Origin of the sequence: Pseudomonas sp. KBS0710 (assembly GCF_005938045.2) — a bacterium.
Lineage (GTDB): Bacteria > Pseudomonadota > Gammaproteobacteria > Pseudomonadales > Pseudomonadaceae > Aquipseudomonas.
Genome location: NZ_VCCF02000001.1, coordinates 1 through 18,446, shown reverse-complemented (window position 1 = coordinate 18,446; position 18,446 = coordinate 1). Strand labels below are relative to the sequence as shown.

16 protein-coding genes are annotated in these 18,446 nt (G+C 59.2%); 5 read left to right on the top strand and 11 right to left on the bottom strand.

The genetic code is table 11. The annotated features are described in order from the left end of the window. Positions 1 to 88: 88 nt before the first annotated feature. Positions 89 to 1,405, top strand: a complete 1,317-nt coding sequence (locus tag FFI16_RS00080) for a bifunctional DedA family/phosphatase PAP2 family protein (protein WP_138813690.1) — start codon at positions 89 to 91, stop codon at positions 1,403 to 1,405. Here FFI16_RS00080 and FFI16_RS00075 read toward each other — a convergent pair. Genes FFI16_RS00075 through FFI16_RS00065 form a run of 3 tightly spaced genes read right to left on the bottom strand, consistent with a single transcriptional unit; the run spans position 1,399 to position 3,080 of the window. Continuing rightward, a complete protein-coding gene (locus FFI16_RS00075) occupies positions 1,399 to 1,992 on the bottom strand; it encodes an LON peptidase substrate-binding domain-containing protein (RefSeq protein ID WP_017136044.1) in 594 nt (197 codons plus the stop codon). The two genes, FFI16_RS00080 and FFI16_RS00075, sit on opposite strands and share 7 nt — an antisense overlap. Positions 1,993 to 2,013: 21 nt before the next feature. After that, a complete protein-coding gene (locus tag FFI16_RS00070; protein ID WP_065911246.1) occupies positions 2,014 to 2,730 on the bottom strand; it encodes an LrgB family protein in 717 nt (238 codons plus the stop codon). Then, the gene (locus FFI16_RS00065; protein ID WP_017136042.1) at positions 2,727 to 3,080 is read right to left on the bottom strand and encodes a CidA/LrgA family protein; all 354 of its coding nucleotides are present in this window, start codon (positions 3,078 to 3,080) and stop codon (positions 2,727 to 2,729) included. The genes FFI16_RS00070 and FFI16_RS00065 overlap by 4 nt, the downstream gene beginning before the upstream one ends. Before the next feature lie 163 nt (positions 3,081 to 3,243). Here FFI16_RS00065 and FFI16_RS00060 point away from each other — a divergent pair, with 163 nt between their 5' ends. From FFI16_RS00060 to FFI16_RS00050, 3 genes are all read left to right on the top strand, one after another. Further along, entirely contained in the window at positions 3,244 to 3,699 is a 456-nt protein-coding gene (locus FFI16_RS00060) for a MaoC family dehydratase (protein ID WP_034117724.1), read from the top strand. A gap of 105 nt (positions 3,700 to 3,804) precedes the next feature. Continuing rightward, the gene (locus FFI16_RS00055) at positions 3,805 to 5,523 is read left to right on the top strand and encodes a C13 family peptidase (RefSeq protein WP_017136041.1); all 1,719 of its coding nucleotides are present in this window, start codon (positions 3,805 to 3,807) and stop codon (positions 5,521 to 5,523) included. 29 nt (positions 5,524 to 5,552) lie between these two features. Further along, positions 5,553 to 6,194: an oxidoreductase gene (locus FFI16_RS00050; RefSeq protein WP_056861956.1), complete on the top strand. Its 642-nt coding sequence runs from the start codon at positions 5,553 to 5,555 to the stop codon at positions 6,192 to 6,194. A gap of 114 nt (positions 6,195 to 6,308) precedes the next feature. Here FFI16_RS00050 and FFI16_RS00045 read toward each other — a convergent pair whose 3' ends face one another. The 8 genes from FFI16_RS00045 to FFI16_RS00010 all read right to left on the bottom strand — a co-directional run bounded on the left by FFI16_RS00045 (position 6,309) and on the right by FFI16_RS00010 (position 16,632). Then, positions 6,309 to 6,593, bottom strand: a complete 285-nt coding sequence (locus FFI16_RS00045) for a YceK/YidQ family lipoprotein (RefSeq protein ID WP_138813689.1) — start codon at positions 6,591 to 6,593, stop codon at positions 6,309 to 6,311. Then, on the bottom strand, positions 6,586 to 7,215 hold the full coding sequence (gene ubiX, locus FFI16_RS00040; protein WP_138813688.1) for a flavin prenyltransferase UbiX: 630 nt from the start codon (positions 7,213 to 7,215) through the stop codon (positions 6,586 to 6,588). Before ubiX ends, FFI16_RS00045 begins: the two co-directional genes overlap by 8 nt. After that, entirely contained in the window at positions 7,212 to 8,561 is a 1,350-nt protein-coding gene (gene mpl, locus FFI16_RS00035) for a UDP-N-acetylmuramate:L-alanyl-gamma-D-glutamyl-meso-diaminopimelate ligase (RefSeq protein ID WP_138813687.1), read from the bottom strand. The genes ubiX and mpl overlap by 4 nt, the downstream gene beginning before the upstream one ends. A 113-nt stretch (positions 8,562 to 8,674) precedes the next feature. Beyond that, positions 8,675 to 9,775: a hypothetical protein gene (locus FFI16_RS00030; RefSeq protein ID WP_256666220.1), complete on the bottom strand. Its 1,101-nt coding sequence runs from the start codon at positions 9,773 to 9,775 to the stop codon at positions 8,675 to 8,677. Positions 9,776 to 10,017: 242 nt separating this feature from the next. Then, complete coding sequence (locus tag FFI16_RS00025; RefSeq protein WP_138813686.1) at positions 10,018 to 11,097, bottom strand: hypothetical protein; 1,080 nt, start codon at positions 11,095 to 11,097, stop codon at positions 10,018 to 10,020. Between the two features lie 93 nt (positions 11,098 to 11,190). Next, positions 11,191 to 13,026 carry a hypothetical protein gene (locus tag FFI16_RS00020; RefSeq protein ID WP_138813685.1) on the bottom strand — a complete coding sequence of 612 codons (1,836 nt, stop codon included), beginning with the start codon at positions 13,024 to 13,026 and terminating at the stop codon, positions 11,191 to 11,193. Next, entirely contained in the window at positions 12,980 to 14,533 is a 1,554-nt protein-coding gene (locus FFI16_RS00015) for a hypothetical protein (protein WP_138813684.1), read from the bottom strand. The genes FFI16_RS00020 and FFI16_RS00015 overlap by 47 nt, the downstream gene beginning before the upstream one ends. Before the next feature lie 203 nt (positions 14,534 to 14,736). Beyond that, on the bottom strand, positions 14,737 to 16,632 hold the full coding sequence (locus tag FFI16_RS00010) for a sigma-54-dependent Fis family transcriptional regulator (RefSeq protein WP_138813683.1): 1,896 nt from the start codon (positions 16,630 to 16,632) through the stop codon (positions 14,737 to 14,739). Between the two features lie 271 nt (positions 16,633 to 16,903). Between FFI16_RS00010 and FFI16_RS00005 the strand changes: the two genes are divergently transcribed. After that, a complete protein-coding gene (locus tag FFI16_RS00005) occupies positions 16,904 to 18,424 on the top strand; it encodes an aldehyde dehydrogenase family protein (RefSeq protein WP_138813682.1) in 1,521 nt (506 codons plus the stop codon). Positions 18,425 to 18,446 lie beyond the last annotated feature (22 nt).

Genomic DNA, 18,446 nt, shown 5'->3' with positions numbered 1-18,446 from the left:
TGAAGCAGCCCAGCAGATCGAATGTGGGAGCTGGCTTGCCTGCTCCCACAGTTGATCGCCACTGCCGACACAAATGGAGTGACGTTTTATGGGCCAATGGCTCGATAGCATTACCGGCTGGCTCACCCTGAACCCCGAATGGCTGGCGGTGGCGGTCTTTATCGTCGCGTGCGTGGAGTGCCTGGCCATCGCCGGTCTGATTGTGCCCGGCACCGTCTTGCTGTTTGCCATTGCGGCCCTGGCCGGCAGCGGCGCGCTGTCGTTGAGTGAAACCTTGCTGCTGGGCTTTCTCGGCGGTTTGCTCGGCGACGGGGTTTCCTACTACCTGGGCCGGCACTTCCATCAGAACATCCGGCGCTTGCCCGGTTTACGCCACCACCCGGAATGGATGAACGGCGCCGAAACCTACTTCCACAAATACGGCATCGCCAGCCTGCTGGTCGGGCGTTTCATTGGCCCGCTGCGCCCCATGCTGCCAATGGTGGCGGGCATGTGCGACATGCCGTTCCCACGTTTTGCCGCCGTAAGCGTAGTGGCCGCCGCCGGCTGGTCGGTGGCCTACCTGCTGCCGGGCTGGGCCACCGGCGCCGCGTTCCGCCTGCCGCTGCCGGAAGGTTTCTGGCTGGAAGCCGGGATTGTGGCCGGGTGTATCGCTGTGTTGCTGGGGCTGAGCTTGAACAGCAGCCTGCGCGGCCATCGTCGCGCCACCTTGTGGGTCGGTTGCGCCAGCCTGACCTTGTTGATCGCTTTGTTTATCGGCTATCCCCACCTCAACCACTTCGACCAGGGCCTCAGTGCGCTGGTGCAGGAGCATCGCAGCCCGTGGCTGGACGAGGTGATGGTGCGGATTACCCAACTGGGTGAATTCAGGAAGATGTTTATCGCCAGCGCGATCTTCACTGGCCTGCTGCTGGTGGCGCGGCAATGGCGGCATGCCGTGTTCGTCGGCGCCACGCTGGCTGGGGCGGCGGTGATCAACACCGGCACCAAGCTGTTTTTCGCCCGTGGCCGCCCGGAAATCCTCACCGACCCATTGACCAGTTTCAGCATGCCCAGCGGCCACGCCTCTGGCGCGTTTGCCTTCTTCCTCGCGCTGGCGGTGCTGGCCGGGCGCGGGCAACCGACGCGCCTGCGCCTGACCTGGATGTTGCTGGGCTGTATTCCCGCCGCCTTCATTGCCTTGTCGCGGGTGTACCTGGGCGCGCATTGGCCGACGGACATCCTCGCCGGCACCTTGTTGGCAATGACGGTGTGCGCTTTCAGCCTGGCCATCAGCCAGTACCGAACTCCGCTACCGGCCATGCCGCAAAAAACCTGGTGGCTGTTACTGCCGGCCATCATCGCGGTGCTGGGCTTTATCGCCCTCACCGGCACCCCCCACGCGATGCTGCGCTACGCCTACTGAGTAAAAAGCTCGCCCTGCAACTCGTCGAGCAGCATCTGGATCGCATCCAGGCGCTGCTGCGGGTCATCGAGTTGCAGCAGGTCGATCTTGTCGGCCTCGGTGAACGGCAGCAGATACGCCAGCTGATTGCCCAAGGCTTGCTGGCCCTCGGCATGCGCGTCCATGTCCAGCGAGGCCACCATCGGGTGCTCGGCCAGGGCCTGGAGCAACGCCAGCAGGTCGGCGTCTTCTTCTTCCAAGGGTTGGTCGGGCAGTTCTTCGAGCCATTGCACTTCGGCCACCAGCAACTGGTCCTTCTGCACCCCGGCGTCACGCACGCGAAAGCGTCGCCCGCCTTCGACACGAATGCCCAGCAGGCCGTTGTCCTGCTGCTTGAAATCGCGGATCAGCGCTTCACAGCCGATCAGCGCGTAGCCGTCCGGAGCCATGCCGACTTCCTTGCCATCGAGGATGCACACCACGCCAAAGCTTTCGCCCTTTTTCATACAGCGGCTGATCATGTCCAGGTAGCGCGCCTCGAACAGTTGCAAGTCGAGGGTGCAGCCAGGGAACAGCACGGTATTGAGCGGGAACAGCGCCAGACTCATAAAGGTTTCCTTAAACCTGGTTTAAACGATCACCGACACGGCCAACGGCAGGAAAACCGCCGTGCCCACGCCCATCAGACTCATCGCCAACGCCGCGAAGGCGCCGCACTCTTCACTTTCCTGCAAGGCCACCGAGGTGCCGACGGCGTGGGCGGTCATGCCCAGCGCCATGCCGCGCGCCTCGGGGCTGTGCACGCCCAGGCGTGACAGGTACGCCGGGCCGATCATCGCGCCGATCACACCGGTGATTAGCACAAACACGGCCGCCAGCGCGGCCACACCACCGATCTGCTCAGCCACCAGCATGGCAATCGGCGAGGTCACCGACTTAGGCGCCATGGTCATCAGCATCATATGTTCGGCGCCGAACCACCAGCCCAGCAGCACACACAAGCCGGTGGCCACCACGCCGCCTATCACCAGCGTAGTAAAAATCGGCCAGAACAATTGACGAATCCGTCGCAGGTTCAAGAACAGCGGCACCGCCAGCGCCACCGTCGCCGGGCCGAGCAGAATGCCCATGATCTCGGTGCTCTTGCGGTATTCGACGTAAGTCAGGCCGCAGCTGAGCAACACGCCGATCACCAGCAGCATCGACACCAGCACCGGCTGCAGGAAGATCCAGCGGGTTTTCTCGAACGCCGCCAGCACCAGCTGATAGGCGCCCAGGGTGATGCCGATGCCGAACAAGGGGTGATGAATAACGGCCGCCCACGCGCCCTGCCAATCGCCGATCATTGATCGCGCTCCTTGCGCTTGACCATGCGCTGCATCAGCACGCCGACAAAGCCCATGGCGATCACCAACGACAACACCAGCGCGCCGATGATGGCCCAGAAATCGGCGGCAATATCTTTGGCGTAGACCATCACGCCCACCGCCGGCGGCACCAGCAGCAACGGCAAGTAACGCAACAAGCTGCTGGCGGCCAGGCTCAGGGGCTCGCCGACTTCACCGCGCCAGATCAAAAAGCCCAGCATCAGCAGCAAGCCGATGATCGGCCCCGGCAGCACCGGCAACAGCAAATGGTTGATCGCGGTGCCGATCAGTTGAAACAACACCAGCCAGGTCAGGCCCCTTAACAGCATCGCTCTCTCCCCTCTAAAGCTGGGACGCATTATAAGCACGCCCGCCGTATGCTTCGGCATTCGCCAAAAGCATGGTGGGTTGACCGGGTGGGTTGCCCATGATGATCTACATTGGTTCTCTGTAACCCATAAAAACAGAATCGATGAACCAAGGAGAGTCGCAATGCCCTATGTACCTGTAGCGCAGCTCAAAGATTATGTCGGCAAGGAACTGGGACGTTCCGAATGGCTCACCATCGACCAGGCGCGTATCAACCTGTTCGCAGAGGCCACTGGCGACCATCAGTTCATCCACGTCGACCCGGTCAAAGCCGCCAAGACCCCGTTCGGCAGCACCATCGCCCACGGTTTCCTGTCGCTGTCGCTGATGCCCAAGCTGATGGAAGACATCCTGATCATGCCCGAAGGCCTGAAGATGGCCGTCAACTATGGCCTGGACAGCGTGCGTTTTATCCAGCCGGTGAAGGTCGATTCCAAGGTCCGCCTGAACGTCACCCTCACCGACGTGACCGAGAAAAAACCTGGCCAATGGCTATTTAAGGCCACCGCCACCCTGGAAATCGAAGGCCAGGAAAAACCTGCTTACATCGCCGAGTCGCTGTCACTCTGCTTCGTGTAAAGCCTTGCCTGTGGCGAGGCAATAAACCTTGCCACAGTGTATGTAAATTTATGTATGAAACTCGCAGCTGCGGCATACTCGGCGCTTAATTATCCGGATCCCGCTATGCGCCCACTCGCCCCCCTTGCCCTTGCCCTGTTGCTCACCGCTTGCGGAGACGGCGAATCGCTGTTGCCGCCCGATGCGCGCCTGCCCGACGGCGGCCGTTACCGGGGTGACGTGGTCAACGGTTTGCTGCAAGGCCAGGGCCGCGTGGACTACCCCAACGGCAGTTGGTACGCCGGCCAGTTCGACAAAGGCCAGTGGCACGGCCAGGGCGAATGGCATGGCAGCAACGGCGAGGTCTACAAAGGCCAGTTCCAGCAAGGCCTGTTCGACGGCCAGGGCAGCCTGACTACGGCGGGCAGCAGCTACGTCGGCGGTTTCAAGAACGGGCGACGCAACGGCGAAGGCACCCTCAAAGAGGGGCAGATGACCTATCGCGGAGAATTCAAAAACGATCAGTATTCCGGCCTTGGCCGCCTTGAGCTGGCCGACGGCAGCCAGTACCAAGGCCAGTTCGTGCACGGCAAACCGAATGGCGAAGGCCAGCGCAACGACGACAGCGGCAACCAGTTCAGCGGCCGTTTTGTCGATGGCCAGCTTGAAGGCAACGGCACCTTCAACAGTGCCGACGGCGATATCTATGTGGGCCAGTTCAAACAGAACCAGCTCAACGGCAAGGGCCGTTATGAAAACGCCGACGGCGATGTGTGGATCGGCCAGTTCAAGGAAGGCGCACTCAGCGGCAAAGGCGAGTTGATCGGTGTGGACGGCAGCCACTACGTGGGCCAGTTCAGCGAATGGCGCTTCAGCGGCGAAGGCCGCCTGAACCTCACCGACGGCAGTTTCTATGTCGGCGGTTTCGACAGCGACAGCTATCAAGGCAAAGGCACCCTGGTGCTCACCGACGGCACGGTGCAGGCCGGCACCTGGGTCAACGGCATGCGCGTGCGCGATGCCGATGGCAAGTTGCTGCCCGACCCACTGGAGGTCGGCATACTGGCCCAGGGCCGCCTGCTCGATGCCGCGCTCGCCGCCGTGCCGCCCTCCACGCCCGCTGTCGAGCTGTACACCCTCGTATTGGCCGGCGATGGCAAACAAAGCGTGTTCCTGCGCGAAGCCGACTACGTCAGCAACATGCTCGCCACCCGCTTCGGTGCGCGCGGGCAGATTCGCCTGGTCAACCACCGCGACCACATCGCCGACCGCCCGCTGGCCACCCGCGAAAGCCTGCGCCGCGCCGTGCAGACCCTGGCCGAACGCACCGGGCCGCAAGACCTGGTGTTTATCTACATGACCAGCCACGGCACCCACGAACATGAACTGGTGCTCGACCAGCCGCGCATGGAGCTGGCCGACCTGCCCGCCGATGAGCTGGCCGCCGTGCTTGCGCCACTGAAGGACCGCGACAAGATCATCGTGATTTCCGCCTGTTACTCCGGCGGGTTTATCCCGGCGCTGAAGGACGAGCACACGCTGATCATGACCGCCTCGCGCGCTGATCGCGTGTCCTTCGGTTGCTCCGAGGAAGCGGATTTCACCTACTTCGGCGACGCACTGTTCGCCCAGGCTTTCAACCAGACCGACGATTTGCAACAAGCCTTCAAACTGGCGCAGTTGCACGTGGCCGAGCGCGAACAGGCGGACAACTTCGAAGCCTCCGAGCCGCAGATCTGGGCGCCCAAGGGCGTGATCGCCCACTGGCAATTGTTACGTAAACAGCAGGCACGAAAGGCGCTCGAAAGCGTCTCAATGAATAGCAAGGAAGCCAAAGGCAACTAAGCTGTAACGTGTAACAAGGGGGAAACACCATGTACCTGACACCTCAGCATATCTTGCTCGCCGGCGCCTCCGGCCTCACCGGTGAACACCTGCTCGACCGCTTGCTCAACGAACCCACGGTGACCCGCGTACTGGCACCTAGCCGCAAGCCACTGGCCGAACATCCGCACCTGGAAAACCCGGTGGGCGACCCAGCGGTGTTCCTGCCGCAACTGAGCGGCCAGGTGGATATCGCCTTCTGCTGCCTGGGCACCACGATTAAAAAAGCCGGCTCAGAAGAAGCCTTCCGCGCGGTCGACCTGGACATGGTGGTGGCCTTCGCCAAGCGCGCACGGGAGATGGGCGCGCGGCACTTGATCGTGATCAGCGCAATTGGCGCCGACCCGAAATCCTCGATTTTCTACAACCGCGTCAAAGGCGAAATGGAACAGGCGCTTAAGGCCCAGGACTGGCCACAACTGACCATCGTGCGGCCTTCGTTGCTGCTGGGGGAACGTTTGGAAACGCGCCTGGCCGAGAAGATCGCCGGGCCGCTGTCGCGGTTGATTCCGGGCAAATACCACGGCATCGAAGTCTGCGAACTGGCCCGCGCCATGTGGCGCCTGGCGCTGGAAGAACAGGATGGCGTGCGGGTGGTGGAGTCGGATGAGTTGCGCAAGCTCGGCAAGTAATACTGCAGTGCCTGTGCTGGCCCCATCGCAGGCAAGCCAGCTCCCACTTTTGGAATGCATTCCCCTGTGGGAGCCGGGCTTGCCCGCGATGGGGCCGGCACACTCAACGCAACACTAAAGCCCGCCTGTTGCGTTAAACCCCACGCCCAACACCGTCAATACCGACAACGGCAACAACAAGGTATCGAGCAATGCACTGGCCGGCAGGTCGATATGCGGGTAGCTCGGCGCCTCAGCGCCGAAGCGGTCCTTGGCGCAACAGCCGCCGTTGATCGCATATAAATCCAGCCGTGTGCCGGCATACACCACCGGCGCCCCAGGTTGCGCGGCATCCAGCGTGCGCGCCGTGGCGCAGCCCGTCAGTTGCAGCGCCAGCACCACCAGCAGCGCCTTATTCATCGCTGCTCAAATGGTGTTCGCCCCAACGCGGCAGCATGTCCTGGGGAATATTCAGCAGGTTGAGGATGCGCGCCACCACAAAGTCCACCAGGTCATCAATGGTTTGCGGCTGGTGATAAAAACCCGGTGAGGCCGGCAAGATGGTCACGCCCATATTCGACAGCTTGAGCATGTGCTCCAGGTGAATACTCGAATACGGTGCCTCGCGCGGCACCAGGATCAACTGGCGGCGCTCCTTCAAGGTCACGTCCGCCGCCCGCTCGATCAGGTTGTTGCAGGCGCCCGTGGCAATCGCCGACAAGGTGCCGGTGGAGCACGGCACCACCACCATTGCCGCCGGCGCGCCCGAGCCAGACGCCACCGGTGACATCCAGTCTTCTTTAGCGTAAACCTTGATCTGCCCCGCCGCCGCGCCGGTGTACTCGGTGAGGAAGGCTTGCATCATCTGCACCTTGGGCGGCAGTTGCACATCCGTCTCGGTGGCCAGCACCAGTTGCGCGGCCTTCGAGATCAGAAAATGCACCTCGCGGTCTTCGCGCACCAGGCAATCCAGCAGGCGCAGGCCATACGGCGCACCGGAGGCACCGGTCATCGCCAGGGTAACGCGTTCCGGGCCGCTCACTTCAACGCCTCGGCCAGTTTGCCGTGCAGGCCGCCGAAACCGCCGTTGCTCATGACCACCACATGGGTGCCGGGCTTGGCTTGATGTTTGACGTGTTCAATGATCGCGTCAATAGAATCACACACGATCGAGGGCACCGTGCACAGCGCCGCAATCGCCGGCAGGTCCCAGCCGAGGTTAGCCGGCGCGTACCAGACCACCTGGTCGGCGTCGTTGACGCTTTCCGGCAAACCATCGCGGTGCGCGCCAAGCTTCATGGAATTGGAGCGCGGCTCAATAATGGCAATGATATTGGCATCCCCGACGCGCTTACGCAGGCCATCCAGTGTGGTGGCAATGGCCGTTGGGTGGTGGGCAAAGTCGTCGTAAATAGTAATCCCGTTCACGTCGGCGACTTTTTCCATGCGGCGTTTCACGCTCTTGAATGCGCTCAATGCAGCGATGCCCATGGACGGCACCACGCCCACATGCCGCGCGGCTGCCAGGGTGACCAGGGCATTGGCGACGTTATGCTGACCGGTCATGTCCCAGTCGACGACGCCTTGGGCCTCGCCTTCGAACAGCACTTCAAAGCGCGAGCCGTCTTCGCTGAGCAAGTTGACCTGCCACTGCCCGCCCGCGCCGGTGGTTTGCACCGGCGTCCAGCAGCCCATGTCGATCACGCGCTGCAAGGCCGGCTCGGTAGTCGGATGAATCACCAGGCCTTCACTCGGGATAGTGCGCACCAAGTGGTGGAACTGGCGCTCGATGGCAGCCAGATCAGGAAAGATGTCCGCGTGATCGAACTCAAGGTTATTGAGGATCGCAGTGCGCGGGTGGTAGTGGACGAATTTGGAGCGTTTGTCGAAGAAGGCGCTGTCGTACTCATCGGCCTCAATCACAAAAAACGGCGTATCGCCCAGGCGCGCCGACACCGAGAAGTTCTGCGGCACACCGCCGATCAGGAAGCCCGGGCTCATGCCCGCATGCTCAAGCACCCAGGCCAGCATGCTGCTGGTGGTGGTCTTGCCATGGGTGCCCGCCACAGCAAGCACCCAGCGGCCTTGCAGCACATGGTCGGCCAGCCACTGCGGGCCGGACACATAGGGCAGCCCTTTGTTGAGTACGTATTCGACCGCCGGGTTGCCACGGGACATGGCGTTGCCGATCACAACCAGATCCGGGACCGGGTCGAACTGTGAGGGGTCGTAACCTTGAGTCAGCTCAATACCCTGGGCCTGAAGCTGCGTGCTCATGGGCGGATAAACGTTGGCGTCGGAGCCGGTGACGTGATGGCCCAGCTCTTTGGCCAGAACCGCCATCGAGCCCATGAAAGTGCCGCAGATACCCAGAATATGAATGTGCATAGTTGACCTCGTAAACATCGAGGCAGGTTAGCGCAGGGAGTAGGAAATCGCACCTTTTAAACGGTTGCAGCGCGAGCGAAATGCGCCAGGCACTTCGCTCGAAGGTGGCATGTTCACGCAGTGGCAGAGGCCTCGCTTTCCTTCTGGCTGGCTTTCACGGCGGCGAGCAAGCGCAGGTTGTCGTAGGACTCGATCATGCGTTCAAGTTTCTTTTCAATCAGGTCAAGACGCCCTTTTGCATCGGCTGGAATTTGCTCTCCGGGTTTATAAGGCTTAAAAACAATGCTGTTCTGCCGAGCGGCTTTTTTAAACTGCTGCTCAGAGAAAGCCAGTAATTTTTCAAGGTTACTCAAACGTCCAGCGTCATCGGTTGGCCAATGTTGATCCTTGGTATAGAGGTGGTCTTTCTCTCCCAACAGAAGCATGACGGTCGACGCCATACCCAGCACTTTCATCTCGATGTCATCCAGACGCGGGCCAAATGTGTCCGCCTGGGCGGGAGCGGACGCCGGCTCAACGGGCTGGACAGGCACATCTTTCTTGGGCGAGGTGATGGCGCTCGGCAAATAAGGCGGCGGCAATACGCCAGGGGTGTACGACGCCTTGATAGTCTCACCGAGGGATACGGAACCTGCATAGGCGCCGACATTGATCGGCGCACTGACAAGCCCCGTGACACCGGCACTGATAGCCGCATCACGGGCCACACGCAGGGCATTTGGCCCCGTGGAGATCACACCGGACTTGACCAGGCTGTCCGCATCAATCACTCGCTTGGCAGCCTCGGCCACACTGATAGGCGCCTGTTTACGCAAGTTCGTCATCATCAATTCGTCTTTGGCCTTGATTTTATTGGCGTGAATAATCGTCTTCCCTGCGTCCTTGAAACCGCCACCCGAAACCTTGGGTGCAGGTCCCGGCTTGATCGGCGCGGGATCGGGTTTTGGCTTGAGCGGCGCGGTCGGGCGCGGGCGCGGCGGTGGCGGCGGTGGTGGTGGCGGGGGTGACGGGGGTGACGGTGGGGACGGAATTCTCGACCGGCCTCTTCCCCCCCAAAGCTGGAAACCCAGGTTTTTACTTTGACCCTCCCCTTTAAGAGGAGCCAAAGGTTCATCGGCAGGATCAGCCTTATACCACCCGGACTGCGCAGCAGGCTCGCCGCTGGATACCGGTTGCAGGGGAATGAAAGGAACCATCGAAGGGGTAATGTTCATAGTGTTAACCCGCGTGTTTGTTATTGTATGAAAACACTCTAAGCTGTTGCCCTAGTTAAGTGGGCAACCGCTTCATCGAGGTTCCAGCCAATTATCCACACAGGCTGTACGACATGGGCACTTTAACGCTGAAGGCGGCAGTAAGCCTACAAGCGTAAAGTGCCAATACCGACAACTGCTCGCCTTCAAATAGAACCTAAGAGCGGCTCAAGACTTTACAAAAAACTCCTTGACGCATGCACCTAAGGTTTAATCTTCCCTGCCAACTCTTTATTCAGCGCCGTGATGACCGCCAACCTTGCCTCAATGGCTTTCGCACGACCTTCAATGCTCGTGTCATCGTTACGAGTGGGCGTGAACGAAGTCTCAATACCATACTGTTTGGCCAAATCCCGACACTCTCTCTCCATTTCAATAACGACACTCTCAAGAGAGATCATACGCTCATCGCTAGACTTTAAACTCCATTCGAAAGGAATAACCAATTGGGGTTCGCCATGCAATTGACTTAACGCATTATGAGCACTAAATACATCTTCTTGAACCCTGTCGACAATGCGAGCATCACGAATGCCTGCGGCTGCCACATCTGCCGGGCTTTTCTTATACGAACTTTTAACTTCTTCGACAATAGCGGAAGTAGCCCCTGCCGTGCCCCCCGCAGCGCCCGGACCAGCCACCGCCAGGCCAACTTTTTTGGCGTACCTTTTATATCTTCCTTTGTTTTTCTTGACCGGCTCAAGTTCAGCGTCTGGGTGTTTGTGAGCCTCTTGTAACTCTGTATTTGCTTTCTTTAGCTCCGCGGTAGAAAACCCTGGAACCGGCCGTCCGTTGATGTGCGCGTCCGGGATATACAGAGTGGATTTAAAGACGGGAGGTTTTCCTTGATCAACGTCGTCCTTTCCAATCTTATCCGATGCATCGTTCTTAGGTTTATAGTCAGCCTGCTCCTGCTTAACTTCCTGTTCATACTTACTGCCTCCGGAAGTCTCAGGCCCCTGACCATTGGTTCGAGGAAGCTTATGCTCGTCAGGTGTCTTACCGCCGCTTGGACCTTTACCACCGCCCTCAACAGAGGTGGGTCTTTTTTTGAAAATTTTACCAAGCCCGCGCTTACTCCGGTTAAAACGGTCGCCCTCAGTAGCAAACACTTCATATTCGGCTGCCTTATCAGCAATGCCCGAGCTTGATGCAGCAAGTTGATTAACGCTCGCAGACGCTACGGCGGCAGCGTTTACTTCAGCTGTCTTGGCCGGCACATCGACAGGCTGCCGTGACAGGGTATGCGGGAAAACGGGCAATGCAGAACTTACAAGATTCATGAACTCACCTAACAATTAGTGGACATTAAGAAGTCATCCATTCCTCTTGCTCTATATGTGGCAAACCCACCTGAAAAAGTTCCACCCCGCTGACTATGTAATCGCCTCAACAACACCATACTGCACCATCTGTACTCCGGCCGGGATTTTCGTAATCATGTTGTAAGCGTACCAGGCGCCATGTAAAAAAATCGCCGTCACCGGTCCCATTTTTGCTGGGTTGCCAAACTGCTTATAGTAAAAATTACTGACGACATCTCCATGCTTATAGACTTTATTTACATCATAACTTCTAATGCCCGCACCCAGCAGCTTGCGCCCCGTCGAATGCCCTTGTCGGGCGCCGCGCCCCAGTACATTGAATCCTTTTTTAAAATTCTTTGGTGCATCAAGCATGTCACCGTAGCCAAACGATGCACCCAGCCCCTTGACCACTCCCTTGGCGATGGATTTGAACACGCCGTGGCCAGCTTTCAGTCCCCTCCTTACGCCTCGCCCCCCTGGTAAAAGAAAACCAAAAGCATCAAACCCAAACTCTAAAACAGCCCCGGCGACATTCCCGTTAATGGCCGCAACCACCCCATCATAGAAAGGAACAAGGCTAAGAAAAAACTCCGTCAGTTTCTTGTTCGCCGCGATTTCCTTCTCCCGCTCGGTTACGCCATTGGCCGCACTCTTGAGGTCGTCAAGGTCAGATGTAAAGTGAGTACTTACCGTTTTCCCCAGCGCCTGGCTTCTCGCGGAAAAATAACTACCGTGCAACCCATCTGCCGAATCAGAAGGCACCTTCGCTGACGCACGATCCTTGTTTGGCGGCGCTATCAACTCGACTAAAACACGCGACGTCGAGCCTTTTTCCCGGGCCGGTTCCCCATGATATGGCCGGTCGTCAAAACCCAGTTCGTCACCTGGATCATTGTGCGATGCCTTCCAGGGTTCTTGGGGCTTGTTCAGGAGCGGTTGAGTCAACCCAGGCTCACTGATGATTTTGCCTTCGCCGGGAAAATAGCTGTAATAACGTACCTGCCCATTACCCAGGTTGGCCCTGATCAGTAAACCATGATGCCCCGTCAGGGCCTTCGTCTCTTGCGGGCTCGGCTTCCCGGCAGGGTAATAAACCCGCTGACCGGTCACCCTGACATGACTATCAACCTTGTAAGGCTCCCGCACTGCCAAAAAGCTGATATTGGCGCTATTAAAAACTTCTCGATCCGCCACCGGCATTAAAGACAGGTGATACCTGAACAAGGTGTTAAAGGCCAATTCATGTCGCGCCCTAAACCTCGCAAATTCGTCCTCAAACGTTTTACTAATATCCGCCAGCTGAAAAATTTTATGTCGCATGGTGTCGTACGGCACTGCTTTTTCGTCGGTTGACTTCCAGACTTTCTGGCCCAAGTGCCCCGACATATAGAGGTCCAACAGCGAATATTTTTTAATGTCCGGCCACACTTCGCGACTGTCTACGACGACCTTCTTTTTGAAATCTATATGCTGACCAAACACCCTCTCCAACTCCGTCAGCGCCAACTCTTCCCGGGTGGCTGGCTTACTTTTCAACACCTCAGACGCCCATTCAAGCTCTTTTTGCTGTTTGAGCATCGCCGTCACTGACAGGTTGTAATCTATGGCCGAGTACTCGCCTTTCGGCTGCGCACCGATCACTTCATTTGCCCGACCCCAATCAAGTATTGGATTGCGCCGTACTTCTTTAAGTTGGTTTTCAGTCTCCGCTGAAATCGGTGATGTTTGCCCAAAGAGTATGACTTGACTGTACGTCATATTGGCCACGCTCCCCGGCACTTGCTTTTCAATACGCCAGGCCTCGATGGAGTAGGTCACCCAGGTATGTGAGCCAAAAACCAGGCTCGGCGGCAGGTCTTTAGCCAGCAACTCGGGCGCGCAGACCGATAACAACAGCCGCGCCACGATTGGCGCCTGCTCTGCCCCCACTTTTCCTTCGAGATGCTGAATGAAACGACCCACAATTTGCGCAGGTGACGCCCCGACATTCTCTTGGCTGTAAAGGTTGTAACCCGCCAGATTGGAACGTGACGCCCCCCCCGGCCGGGTCCATTTCGAGTGCAAGTGCCGCACTCAGGTACTCTATGGCACTCGTGGGTGTTTCTACTCCGTTGAGCGCCTCCTGGATTTTTTTGCCCAACGCCTTGGCCTCGGGCGACCGAGTGACTGCATCCAGCGCCGCTGCGGGATTATCGCCAATAGCCTTTCTGGTGTTCTCGGGAAGATAACCTAGCAACCGTCCTAACAAGCTAACCGACTCTGCTCCGGACTGCCCCCCTGATGGGCCGACAGGATTCTGCGCTTTCCATTGCGCTACAGTTTGTTGCAGTTGCTCGCGTTTTGCATTGTCCAGCGTCGTGGGCTCCGCCCCTCGGGTCAGAGGCTGCGCGCCACCCTGTTCTGCCTTTGGCGCACGGACGGCGAGGTCGAAGTCCAGCGTATTGGCCAGGTTGCGCGCCTGCTCAACGTTCTGCGGCACATTCAACTGGTAGTCTTCAATCAGTTGCTCGGCGCTGACCTCGATAATCGATTGATCAAAGGCTTTGAAATACGCGGAACGAGGGTCGATAGGCACCATCACCTTGCTGAGGTCGACCTTTCCACTGGCGTCACCCACCTGATTGTTCAGTGCTGCGATGAGTGCCTGCGTATTAGCCTCGTCTCCAAGCGCCTCCTGGTGCTCAGCCAGTGCCTGCCTGGATCTCAGCGACGCGTGAGGAAGGGGCGGGAATTCAACGTTGGTATTTTTTCGAAGCTCGTCGCGGTGCTCGATCGCCTGCGCCGGAGTCAAGTCAGTCGGCCGCCCGTAGAACTTGCCTACCACATCCCACGCTACCTCGCCTTCTGGCCAAGGCACCGTCAGGGTTTGACCGGGCTCTGTAGCCAATGCCTTGGCGATCGCCAGCAGTGCTCGCGAAACATCAGCCCATCCGGACACATCCGAGAGGGAAAAGGTGCGACGCTCACCGCCCACATCGCAGGTCAATTCACCGCGATCAGGGTCCAGATTCAAGTACCTTGTATCAACCTGATGTTTGTTCGCCCATGATAAAAACCGCGAGCTGGTCAAAGCACTATCCAGCAGTGCACGCCACTGCCCTAAGGTGGATTGCGCAGGAACTTGCACGTTCGGTGGGCTGATTGATGTTTGAAAGGAGCGAGTCGCCAGCGCCTTTGCGTAGGTTTTCGCTAACTCAGCATCGGCGGCTGCGGCGGTATCGACACTCTGTGGCGCTTGCGCACTGCGCTTAGCGCGGGCCTCATCGTTATGCGCCTTACCCGCATCGACAGGCTTCGAGTCGCGCCCGATGCCTGGGCTCTCTTTTTCGGCAGCCGCAGCAGGTGCATTTTCCACTGTGCCTGCGCAGGGAAAGAAACCATAAGGTGTAGGAAAACTTGAAACATTCGTCACTCAACTCTCCTCAACGCGACGTCTCTATTCGCAGTTTCTACGCTGAGTGGTTATGCAACTTACAAAGATCCAAGGCGCGGCAATAAAAATTATTACTGTATTACGAACGACTGCCATCGCCCGGCTCTATCTCTCGTACCGGTGACTGAAGAGTCGAACATCAGACCTCAGTCACCTCACAGTGAAGCCGAGTGAAATAGAGGTCAACGAAGGGTAATACCGTGCTTGCGCAACTTGCGATACAGGGTATTGCGGCTGATCCCAAGGTGTTCGGCTGCATGGGTCATATGCCATCGCTGCTGCTCCAGCGCCTCAAGCAAGGTCAAGCGCTCGGCATGTTCCAGAGGCAGGTCAGGCTTCTCGTTAAGTGCATGGGCCGGGGGTGGACGCATCTGCGCCGGCAGATCCTCAAGCCCAATCAGGCCACTCTCGGTCAAAGCAACCAATGTGCGCAACACGGTGCGCATCTGCCGCACATTACCCGGCCAGGCAAACGCCAATAGTCGCTCACGCGCGGCGAGATCAAGCAGGACGTTTTGCGTACCCGCCTCGTCTTTCAGTAAAAAGTCCAGCAACTGCGATTTGTCACTTCGGTCACGCAGCGCCGGCAATGAAACTTCCAGACCGTTGAGCCGGTAATACAAATCTTCACGGAAGCTGCCGTCCTGCACACGCGCCAGCAAATCTCTGTGGGTAGCACTGATGATGCGCACATCTATCGGCTGAGGCTCGCCGCCGATGGGCACCACCAGACGATCCTCCAGGACTCTCAACAAGCGAGTCTGCAAAGCCAAGGGCATGTCACCGATTTCATCGAGGAACAAAGTGCCGCCATCTGACTGCTGTAACTTGCCCTGCATCCCCTCTTTACGCGCACCGGTAAAGCTTCCGCCGCGATAACCGAATAGTTCGCTCTCGATCAGGCTTTCCGGGATAGCGGCGCAGTTGAGGGCAACGAAAGCCTTATCGGCACGCAGGCTGGCCTGATGCACGGCCTTGGCGAATGCTTCCTTGCCACAGCCGGTCTCGCCGTTGATCAGCAGCGGTACGTCGCGCTCGAATACTCGAAGTGCCTTGCGAAAATCATTCTGCAACGCGGCATCGCCCAGGCAAATACCCGAAAGGCGTGGCGCCTCAGGCTTGGCTATCGGCGCAGGCGCGTTGCGTGCCTGGCCACGCAACGCGGCGTACAAATGCCGACCATCGCGGGTACGCAACGGCCAGCTGGCCGTGGCATTGGCGCTGGCGCGGCCGAGCAACTGGTCCAGCGAACACTCGAACAACGCCTCTACCGGTTGCCCGAGCAAACCGCCGCGTGCCTGCCCCAGCAGGTTCAACGCACTCTGGTTGAGCGCACAGATACGCCCTTCACCGTCGAACGCCAGCAACCCTTCGCTGAACAACCCCACGGACTCCGCCTGCAGGTGAAAGCGCAGCAGCCAGTGCTGTTCAAAATGGCGCAGGAAGTAACAACTTTCGATCATCTTGGCCGACAAGTTCACCAGCGCCATGGTGTGGAACTGGCTTTGACGCGACACGGCCTCACGCGCCGATGACACGTCCAGCACGGCCAATAGCTCACCATGGGGGTCGAACACCGGGCTTGCCGAGCAGGTCAGGCCGGTGTGGCGGCCGCGAAAATGCTCATCGCGGTGAATGGTCAGGGACTGGCGCTCCACCAGGCAGGTGCCGATACCGTTGGTGCCTTCGCACGCCTCGCTCCAATCGGCGCCCAGCCACAGGCCGGCGCGCTCGAACACCTTGCGCTCGGCCGGCGCAGTCACGCAGTTGAGGATCACCCCACGGGCATCGGTGAGCAGCACCGCATGCCCGGCGCCGGAGAGTTGTTGATGCAGGCTGTTCATCTCGCTGCCGGCGATGTGCAGCACTTGCTGCAAGCGCTCGCGGCTTTCCAGCAAGCGCCCGTGTTCAAGCACGGTGGGGGCCATGGTCAGCGCCGGGTCGAGGTGATAGTCCTCCAGGCAGCGTAGCCAGGAGCGGGCGATGGACGGGTCGCTGCCGGGGCCGTGGCCGAGGTCCTGCCCACGGGTGACGGTGAGGACTTGCTGGGCATGGCGACTGAAATGATCGTTATGCATGTTCTTATTATTCTCCCTGCGTGAGAACGGCCAGCATCCCCCAGCCATCCGGGCATTGCAATCCCGGGCCGACCCACTGGTCACAGGCTGTATCGTTTATGGCACAAACTGTCACCCCACCTGTACCTCAGGTGTCACAGCAACGCCTTGCAACAAAGCCCAAGCCCTTGATTTACCTGGCGTGCAAAGCGGTGGCCCGACCTTTGCTCTACGCTTTATCACGCGCAACACCGCTGTACTCCAATAAACATAAAAGCAGGAGATAACCACCATGCGTTACGCACATCCCGGCACCGAAGGCTCGATCGTGTCCTTCAAAGCCAAGTACGGCAACTTCATCGGCGGCGAATTCGTTGCGCCGGTGGACGGCAACCATTTCACCAACACCTCGCCGGTCAACGGCAAGCCCATCGCCGAATTCCCGCGCTCCACTGCCAAAGACATCGACAAGGCACTGGATGCCGCCCACGCCGCCGCTGACGCCTGGGGCAAGACCTCGGCCCAGGACCGTTCGCTGGTGCTGCTGAAAATCGCCGACCGTATCGAACAAAACCTCGAACTGCTGGCCATCACCGAGACCTGGGACAACGGCAAGGCCGTGCGTGAAACCCTCAACGCCGACATCCCGCTGGCCGCCGACCACTTCCGTTACTTCGCCGGTTGCATCCGCGCCCAGGAAGGCACCAGCGCCGAGATCAACGAACTCACCGCCTCCTACCACTTCCACGAGCCGCTGGGCGTGGTTGGCCAGATCATCCCGTGGAACTTCCCGCTGCTGATGGCCGCGTGGAAACTTGCACCGGCCCTGGCCGCCGGTAACTGCGTGGTACTCAAACCCGCCGAGCAAACCCCGCTGGGCATCAATGTGCTGATGGAGCTGATCGGCGACCTGCTGCCACCCGGCGTGTTGAACGTGGTGCACGGCTTCGGTAAAGAAGCCGGCGAAGCACTGGCCACCAGCAAGCGTATCGCCAAGATCGCCTTCACCGGCTCCACGCCAGTGGGCTCGCACATCATGCACGCGGCGGCCGAGAACATTATTCCGTCGACCGTCGAGCTGGGCGGCAAGTCGCCGAACATCTTCTTTGCCGACATCATGAAAGCCGAACCTTCGTTTATCGAAAAAGCCGCCGAAGGCCTGGTGCTGGCGTTCTTCAACCAGGGCGAAGTGTGCACCTGCCCTTCCCGCGCGCTGGTGGAAGAGTCGATCTACGACGACTTCATGAAAGTGGTGATGAAGAAGATCGAGCAGATCAAACGCGGCGACCCGCTGGACACCGACACCATGGTCGGCGCCCAGGCGTCCGAGCAGCAGTTCGACAAGATCCTGTCCTATCTGGAAATCGCCAAGGGCGAAGGCGCGCAACTGCTCACCGGCGGCAAGGTCGAGCAACTGACGGGCGACATGGCTGGTGGTTATTACATCCAGCCGACCCTGCTCAAGGGCACCAATGAGATGCGCGTGTTCCAGGAAGAAATCTTCGGCCCAGTGGTGAGCATCACCACCTTCAAGGATGAAGCCGAAGCCCTGGCGATTGCCAACGACACCGAGTTCGGCCTCGGCGCCGGCGTATGGACCCGCGACATCAACCGCGCGTACCGCATGGGCCGCGCGATCAAGGCGGGCCGTGTGTGGACCAACTGCTACCACCTGTACCCGGCGCATGCCGCGTTTGGTGGCTACAAGAAGTCCGGCGTGGGCCGTGAGACCCACAAGATGATGTTGGATCACTACCAGCAGACCAAGAACCTGCTGGTGAGCTACGACATTAACCCGTTGGGCTTTTTCTAACTGACTCCCCGCTCCCACATTT

Coding starts and splice junctions, on each gene's coding strand:
- FFI16_RS00080 (WP_138813690.1), top strand. CDS start 89: ATGGGCCAATGGCTCGATAGCATTACCGGCTGGCTCACCCTGAACCCC.
- FFI16_RS00075 (WP_017136044.1), bottom strand. CDS start 1,992: ATGAGTCTGGCGCTGTTCCCGCTCAATACCGTGCTGTTCCCTGGCTGC.
- FFI16_RS00070 (WP_065911246.1), bottom strand. CDS start 2,730: ATGATCGGCGATTGGCAGGGCGCGTGGGCGGCCGTTATTCATCACCCC.
- FFI16_RS00065 (WP_017136042.1), bottom strand. CDS start 3,080: ATGCTGTTAAGGGGCCTGACCTGGCTGGTGTTGTTTCAACTGATCGGC.
- FFI16_RS00060 (WP_034117724.1), top strand. CDS start 3,244: ATGCCCTATGTACCTGTAGCGCAGCTCAAAGATTATGTCGGCAAGGAA.
- FFI16_RS00055 (WP_017136041.1), top strand. CDS start 3,805: ATGCGCCCACTCGCCCCCCTTGCCCTTGCCCTGTTGCTCACCGCTTGC.
- FFI16_RS00050 (WP_056861956.1), top strand. CDS start 5,553: ATGTACCTGACACCTCAGCATATCTTGCTCGCCGGCGCCTCCGGCCTC.
- FFI16_RS00045 (WP_138813689.1), bottom strand. CDS start 6,593: ATGAATAAGGCGCTGCTGGTGGTGCTGGCGCTGCAACTGACGGGCTGC.
- mpl (WP_138813687.1), bottom strand. CDS start 8,561: ATGCACATTCATATTCTGGGTATCTGCGGCACTTTCATGGGCTCGATG.
- FFI16_RS00030 (WP_256666220.1), bottom strand. CDS start 9,775: ATGAACATTACCCCTTCGATGGTTCCTTTCATTCCCCTGCAACCGGTA.
- FFI16_RS00025 (WP_138813686.1), bottom strand. CDS start 11,097: ATGAATCTTGTAAGTTCTGCATTGCCCGTTTTCCCGCATACCCTGTCA.
- FFI16_RS00010 (WP_138813683.1), bottom strand. CDS start 16,632: ATGCATAACGATCATTTCAGTCGCCATGCCCAGCAAGTCCTCACCGTC.
- FFI16_RS00005 (WP_138813682.1), top strand. CDS start 16,904: ATGCGTTACGCACATCCCGGCACCGAAGGCTCGATCGTGTCCTTCAAA.